General features: G+C 49.9%; 4 protein-coding genes and 2 pseudogenes. 4 read left to right on the top strand and 2 right to left on the bottom strand.

The window, feature by feature from the left end:
• Positions 1-147: 147 nt before the first annotated feature.
• A pseudogene (locus FPZ61_RS15160) lies at positions 148-303 on the bottom strand (transposase); the annotation flags it as partial.
• 385 nt (positions 304-688) lie between these two features.
• Between FPZ61_RS15160 and FPZ61_RS16045 the strand changes: the two are divergent.
• The 4 genes from FPZ61_RS16045 to FPZ61_RS15140 all read left to right on the top strand — a co-directional run bounded on the left by FPZ61_RS16045 (position 689) and on the right by FPZ61_RS15140 (position 6,548).
• Complete coding sequence (locus tag FPZ61_RS16045) at positions 689-3,532, top strand: hypothetical protein (protein ID WP_185467450.1); 2,844 nt, start codon at positions 689-691, stop codon at positions 3,530-3,532.
• Between the two features lie 183 nt (positions 3,533-3,715).
• Complete coding sequence (locus FPZ61_RS15150; protein WP_185467449.1) at positions 3,716-4,642, top strand: efflux RND transporter periplasmic adaptor subunit; 927 nt, start codon at positions 3,716-3,718, stop codon at positions 4,640-4,642.
• Between the two features lie 8 nt (positions 4,643-4,650).
• Complete coding sequence (gene devC, locus FPZ61_RS15145) at positions 4,651-5,838, top strand: ABC transporter permease DevC (RefSeq protein ID WP_185467448.1); 1,188 nt, start codon at positions 4,651-4,653, stop codon at positions 5,836-5,838.
• Between the two features lie 26 nt (positions 5,839-5,864).
• Complete coding sequence (locus FPZ61_RS15140; RefSeq protein ID WP_185467447.1) at positions 5,865-6,548, top strand: ABC transporter ATP-binding protein; 684 nt, start codon at positions 5,865-5,867, stop codon at positions 6,546-6,548.
• Positions 6,549-6,854: 306 nt separating this feature from the next.
• Here the strand turns inward: FPZ61_RS15140 and FPZ61_RS15135 are convergent.
• Positions 6,855-7,043, bottom strand: a pseudogene (locus FPZ61_RS15135) (transposase); the annotation flags it as partial.
• Between the last annotated feature and the right edge of the window lie 282 nt (positions 7,044-7,325).

Genomic DNA, 7,325 nt, shown 5'->3' with positions numbered 1-7,325 from the left:
GAGCGCTTGGCCATGTACCGCTCCTTGATCCGCAACGACAGAGGGGCGGGCATGACAACGCTCAAGACCGTGATCGGAGCCCTGTTGTCGCGTCTTGAGACCCGCCTATGTAGTTGCGCGGACCCGCCTACCTAATCGTCGCCGTGCAATCCCCCCATACAGCTGTTGCCAGCGGTGGTACGTGGGAGCCGACACCTCCAGGGCCCGGCAGACGTCAGCGACGGTCTGGCCCTGGTTGAGGAGCTGCTCAGCGGTGCGCAGCTTGCGGATGATCTGCTCGGGCGTGTGACGCTTGCGTTTCATGGGGCTTCTCCTGGCCAAGTTTGGCCGGTAGGGAAGCTCTCATAAGGACTGGTTCAGTTTCCGGGGTCCACGTCAGTCCCAGGGAACAGATCAGCCAACTCCATTCAAGCTTGTTTGCGGCCTGGGGACTCCACCATCGGTATGGGCGCCTTGCCTTACCCCTCGCCTCATGGCGTCTGCGACCCAGGCTGCTTTCCGGTCTTGTGGTCTTGCCCTGCGCTCTCGACCTTGATGAGCATAAAAAGAAGGCCCCACGACCAATAGTCCTGGCATGAGACTCACAAGGAGGTGATGTGCAGTGAGCAGTTCCTAACACATTGTATCGGGACCTGGGCGGGCAGGGAAGATGGGCTAGCATTCATCCTAGTGTTAAGAAGTTTTGTAAGTGCCCGTTCTCTCTTCCTTTCTGAGTAGTGCCTCTAGTCTTTTGGCAAGCTCCAGCAGCTCTCCATCCGAGCTGCTGGGTGCCTCAAGTGGTCTATTTGAGGCTTCCCCCAGCAGGCTACTGAATCAGGGAGAATTCAATCCGAATAATTACCGAAACCAAGGCTTTGTCTGGGGCAATCTAGCCCCAGCCACAACTCTGATTCGGCAGATTGATATTCCGGAGATTGAGGGGGCTCCAGGCTTTTCCATCGGGAGCGGTTTGCTAAGTCTGGGTCTCAATGACCTAGTGGCCACTCCGCCGCCAGAACAGGGAGCTCAGATTTTCTTCTACTATGATTTTGACGGAGATGGTGTAGGAGAAATCACAGAGATTCCGCTGCCTGGCGGCCCTGGTTTCGGCAATCCTGTTAATAAATACATCTGGTCCAGTGAATATCAGGAAAATCCTGACGGCACCATCGATTATTATGCTGGGACTGCCAGCATGCGTGTTGATACTAAGGGAGTCGTTGCGATTGCAGCTACTATCGCCTACAGCACTGGCTACAATTTTGGGCCCTTAGGAAATGGTGATTCAACTTTTCTCTTCCAACTCCTTCTAGAGGGTAGTGCAATCATTCCTGGCTTCCCCACTTTACTGACAGGACAGGGAGGTCAGATCTGGAAATACAGCATTCCTACTTCAGCCCCAGGGCAGGCAGATCTTGCTAATATCACAGAAGGCACATGGCAATTGGAATTTGATGTTCTCAAAGAGCTTGGTCCAGGCTATACTGGGGTTCGCTCAATTGGGAACTTTGATGAATCACCATCGAATTCTGCTGACCCCGATGACTTGTACGCAGCCACCTCGGTCAACTTAATCTACGACGGTCTTGCGACTGGTAACGGGAACTCCAAGTTGTTGCATCGAGATGGGGATACTGGAGAATGGGTCGTCGTGCGCAGTGGTCCATCCAGTGACCCCTTCAATAAATCCATTCGAACTATCGAGAAAATTACCCTCACGATTGATGGTAGCGACGAAACCGTCTTATTAGTAGGCACAGAAAATGTCCAGGGCGGGCAACTCTGGATCAAGCGCGCTACTGATGATCCTGAGAGCGGCTGGTTTAAGATCGGAGATCTAGGCTCATACGCCACTTCTGTCGGAGATATTCAGGTTACGAAAGATGGTAATATCTACTTTGGCTCATGGTCTCAAGTCGGGATATTTAAGCTCAGCAAGACCCCTTCTTTTGCCTCAGACGATTTTGGCGTTGGCAATAATATAATTAGTGTCGCGGACATTGCAAATCCTATTTTCAAAACCGATCAATCCGGATTTCCGTTTACCAATACTGATAACGGAATCATGAAGCTGGTTGAGTATGGAGACTATCTTTGGATAACCACTGTTAACTATACCGGAGGGGCGCTCGTTGCGCGCATTAAGCTCAGTGATCTGGCATCAGTAAATCCCGCTAGCCCTTCTAATTGGGAGGTTATAACCACGAATGGATTCAGGAGGCTAGATCCGAATGATGCTAATACCCCTTTTCTTTCTGACGAGGGTCAAGGCAGCAGAACAGATGAGACTTATGGTTGGCAGGCAGAAGTCGTCAAGGAAAATGGCCAGGATGTCCTTTACATCAGTGGGTTCAGTGATGTCGCTCGTCTCTATCGAATCAGTAATAATGGTGATACTTTTGAAGAAGTAATTCAATCTGTCGATCTCGTCGTCGGGGATAATCGACAGCCAGCCCAAAACCCGAACTTCGGCAAGCAGTTTGATGCCTATGGCTTGCGTCAGTTCCAGGTGGCCGACGGGGGATCTGCTGGCGAGGGTCTCATCATCGGTACGGCTGAGGACTTTTCAACGGGTGGAGGCCTGGGGTATCTCCTGGATCCTCAGTCGATCTTTTTGATCACTCCGCTCACATCACCATGGAGCAGATTAATACGAGGTGCCGACCGCGATGATATTATTGTTGGCAATAAGAAGAACAATCAGATCTTCACCTATGCAGGTGAAGACGTTGTCTTGGGTTTAGTAGGAGATGACAAAATCTTTAGCGGTCTAGGGGAAGATATCGTTGCTGGGGGTATGGGTCGTGACTGGATTTATGGAGGAGACGATGGTGACCTCATCTACGGGGATCAGATCTTTGGTGATGATCTTAATGCGTTGTTACCTCTGCTTTTCCCAGCGGGAGGTGGCACTGGCTTGACGGGTGATGTTGCTACAAAAATTCAGGAGTTTAAGGACATCTTGATTCAAGATAACCAAAGCTTTAATGCTGGCATAGACAATAGCGATATTGTCTATGCCGATGCAGGCAATGACGTGGTATTTGGCGGAGACGATGATGACACGCTATATGGTGGCGAAGGCAATGACATCCTGAATGGTGAAGTAGGTAATGACATGTTGTATGGCGATCAAGGAGACGACCTTCTGATCGGTGGTGTTGGTGCCGACAGAGCACGTGGTGGCTTGGGTGTCGACAAATATAGCCTCAATAACGACGCTGGACTCAACATAACGCTGCTTGCGGGACTTGGAGGAAGTGGCAGTACGGTTCCAGTCATTGCCGGCGATCAAGAAGTCGATGTCATCACCTTTTATAAGGCTGATTTCGAAGCGGCACAAACTGAGTACATCCTCTTCTTTGAGCAAGGCTTTGATAAAATCCAGTATCAATCTGGAATCACTCTTTCGCCTCTCGCAGGCAATGCTGCGCAACTATCTTTCAATGGATTGACGATTACCCTAGTGGCTGGCGTGGATGGGGCTGACTTTGGTGCAACTACTTTCCAGTCAGGATTTAGTTGGAATGCAAGTGATTTTATGGCATTCTGATGTTTCTGACTGTACCGAAGCGGTGGGCGACCCGTTCTTCACGGGACTACTTCTTTTAGGTGTCTCCTCTGTCGGAGTCGTAAGCGAACAATTTGGTTAGAATCAGTTCACATCCACGCAGGCTCCTTGGCGACTCCACGAATCAGGATCCACCGCAATCGACAGGTACGACAGAGGATTCAGATGGTCCTCCTCACCAGTTGTATTGGAGTGTTCATGGCTGGCTGTGATGGCTCAACCTTCCAGTCTTCTGCTGCGGAATGGCTGGGAAAGCGCTTCGGTTGGGAAGCTAAGAAGCAATCTCCAAGTATTCCGCCACCTACCAGTACGGTTGATGTTTCAGTGTCTGCACTGGGGACCATTGAACCCACTGGTGATGTCCACGTTCTTGCTGGACCTGTGATTGAACAGGGAGGAATCCCACGTCTAAACTCACTTGAAGTCAGCGAAGGGGATCGAATTCTTCAAGGTCAGATCCTCGCCACGTTTGATAATGCACCAAAGCTTGCAGCTGATCGGACTAGTGTACTAGCCCAGATTCGTTCAGTTGACGCTCAGATCAATCTTCTCAACCAGGAAATTCAGCGCTTCAGAACACTGAAACAGGAGGGTGCCTTCCCCGCTTCGCAACTCGAGGGCCGGGAATTGGAATTGCTGCAGTTGCGTGCTCAACGGACTCAGTTGGCATCTCAATTGGGTCAGATTGATGCACGCGCGAAGGATTCTGTCTTGCGGTCTCCCTTAAATGGTTATGTCCTCAAGATCCACACAAGAGTCGGGGAGAGGCCTCATGATGAGGGAGTCATGGATGTCGGCAATAGTGATATTCTTGAGGCCGTGCTGCAAGTTGACGAAAGTCAAATATCATCCGTCAATATTGGACAGAGAGTTGTAATCACAAGTCGTAATAATGCTTTTAAGGGTGATGTATCTGCTTTGGTCTCCCAAATTTCTTCGTCTGTAACGAGACGTAAGCAGTTGACTGATTCACCCAGTGCCGACACTGATCGAGAGGCCAGAGTCATCGAGGTTCGCGCAGTAATCTCTCCTCAGTATGTTCCACTACTTAAATCATTGATTGGAACAAAGATCAAGGGAACATTCGAATAGTGATCTTTGTGGGAATCGCTGGAGCTACAGCCTTGCTCTATAGAAAAAATAGTGTGCCTATTGCGTGGCTGTTGCTAATTAGGCAGCCAATTCGAATGATCACTGCCCTGATTGGGATTGCTTTTGCGGCAACTCTAATCCTTATGCAACTCGGATTCCGTGATGCGTTGTTTCAAAGTAGTATTTCACTTATCCAGAAGCTTGATACTGATTTGGTGATGCTCCATTCAAAGTCAGTTAGCAGCACCTCGCTAATCAGCTTTGATCCCTCCAGGCTTGCCATGGTAGAAGGCATCTCAGGTGTTGTTGATACTGTGCCGATGAGGTGGGACTATGTCCGATGGCGTTATCAGAATGCCGAGCAAAGTCGCCTTGCTGTTGCCATTGGTGTTTCTCCTACACAGCAGACATTCAATGACTTACTTATTAATTCTCAGCAGAATAAGCTCATTAATGATGATACGATACTATACGACTCATTATCAAGACCTGAGTTTGGACCTGTTGTCAAGGACTTTGACAGCGGAATCATTCCCTATGCATTCGTAAACAGTCAACGGGTTCAAGTTGTAGGACTTGTCTCACTTGGAACTTCTTTTGGCTATGACGCTGCTTTTATCACCAGTGACACTACACTTGCTAATCTTACCGATCTAAGTATTGACGAGATGGAAGTTGGCTTGATCAGGCTTTCATCGAACGTAGATTCCCTTTCTGTCTTGCAGGCAGCACGCAAAATACTGCCGGATGATGTGATTGTTATGACCAAAGCAGACTTTGCAGAGTTTGAGCGTAGCTATTGGGATAGGAGTAAACCCGTTGGTTATGTGTTCATGTTTGGTGTTGTGATGGGATTTCTTGTAGGCCTGATCATTGTCTATCAAATATTGTATAGTGATGTAAGTTCGCATATCCAGGAATATGCTACCATGCTTGCCATGGGATTTAGGCGTGGCGAGCTAATGTTGATTGTTCTCAGGGAATCACTTTTGCTTACACTGCTTGGTTATCCAATTGCATACTTCTTCTCGCTTTTCCTGTATTCAATTGTCAGAGAATCAACAAGTATAAAGATTTACATGACGTCTGAGCGAGCGATCACCACTTTTTTGATCCTCCTTGTCATGGCTGGTATTTCGGCAACGTTCGCTTTGCAGCGGCTTCGTGATGCCGATCCTGTCGAAGCATTTTCGTAGCGATGACTCGAGAACATTCAGGTATTATGAATGCGATAGAAGTCGAAAAGCTCAATCACTACTATCAAGAGGGATCTGAGCCACGTCATGTGCTGAAATCGATTTCCCTGCAGATACCTGTCGGGCGTTTTCAGATCTTATCGGGACCTTCTGGCTGCGGAAAAACTACTCTTCTTACGATACTAGGTGGTGTTCGTGCTGTTCAAAACGGTAGTGTCAGGATCTTTGGGCATGAGCTAGCACGTGCGCATTCATCCATGCTTACCCGAGTGCGTCGAACAATTGGGTTTATCTTCCAGTCCCATAACCTTGTCAAGTTCCTGACGGCTACGGAGAATATAATGTTGGTCTTAGAGATGACGCGTCTTGCGCCAAAGCGTAGCAGGCTTTCGATGTCCCATGACCTTCTAAGTGCTGTTGGTTTGTATGAACAACGTAATCGCCTGCCGAGTGAGCTATCGGGGGGGCAATGTCAGCGTGTTGCTATTGCCAGGGCACTGGCGACTTCTCCGCGTTTAATCCTTGCGGATGAACCGACTGCCTCCTTAGATGCTACAACAAGTCAGGTCATATTAGAGCTATTGACACAGTTATCAGAGAAGCTCGATCTGACTATCCTGATGAGCAGTCACGATCAGCGCATCTACCACTTTGCTGATGAGATAGTTGTTATTGATGACGGAAAGATAGTGGATACACGGCGTCCGTGACTTCTTTGGTCTGCTCTTGATATCTGAACGGTCTATTCCCTTGCACTTTGCTTTGCAGCTGGCCTCTTGCGACGTGACCTGATCTTTTAACTGGGATCGTAGTATTCTTTTCTTGTGGCGGTGACTTTAGGAGTTTGCGGAAAAACCGCCAGAGAAGCAGCGTTTTCCTCTCCTGAGACCTGGCGGAGCTCCTTTCGTGCTGATTTTCAGGGTTTCAGCGGTTCAGAGCGCTCGGTTCGGTGTGTTTTGCCCCTCTGGGGCATCCTGATCACTGCCGCCTGGCCACACTTCCGGGCAACCCGCTGTTCATGCCGCCACCATCGCTGGTTTGATCAGATTGCCCAGGCGGATCAGGTTGTAGTCGATCACGTGCAGGCCAAACACCGCGCCGACCTTTTCGGTGCCGCGCAGCTTGAACTGGCGCAAACCGCCCCACTGTTTGATCCAACCAAACACCTTCTCGATGCCGCGGCGGGCATTGATCGACTTGGCGTAGCGGGACCTATCAGGGAAGTTGTCCGCTCGGGCTGCTGAGCTGAGCACCGAAATTGAGTGTACTGCGGGTTGAGGTTCAGGGTCCCCGCGGCCGGGTGTCGTTGTCATCGATGGCTGTCTTTGGTCGGGGTTGGGGCGTCCGGCCCCTGATTGCAGCTGTTGCCGATCGCGCCCACCGAGGGGCGCCATCGGACAGCCACGGGGGCCTGGATTGTTGAGGGTCAAGCCGCGACAGGTGTCTGCGGTCGGGGATGGTTGATGCTCACAACCTGTGGCTGGCTC

The sequence above is a fragment of the Synechococcus sp. BSA11S genome (genome assembly GCF_014224355.1).
Lineage (GTDB): Bacteria > Cyanobacteriota > Cyanobacteriia > PCC-6307 > Cyanobiaceae > Regnicoccus_A.
The sequence above is the reverse complement of the archived record's forward strand: the minus strand, read 5'-3'. Positions and strand labels throughout refer to the sequence as shown.

Bases quoted from the DNA above. Each gene is read 5' to 3' on its own strand.
- FPZ61_RS15140 (WP_185467447.1), top strand. From the start codon at position 5,865: ATGAATGCGATAGAAGTCGAAAAGCTCAATCACTACTATCAAGAGGGA.
- FPZ61_RS15150 (WP_185467449.1), top strand. From the start codon at position 3,716: ATGGTCCTCCTCACCAGTTGTATTGGAGTGTTCATGGCTGGCTGTGAT.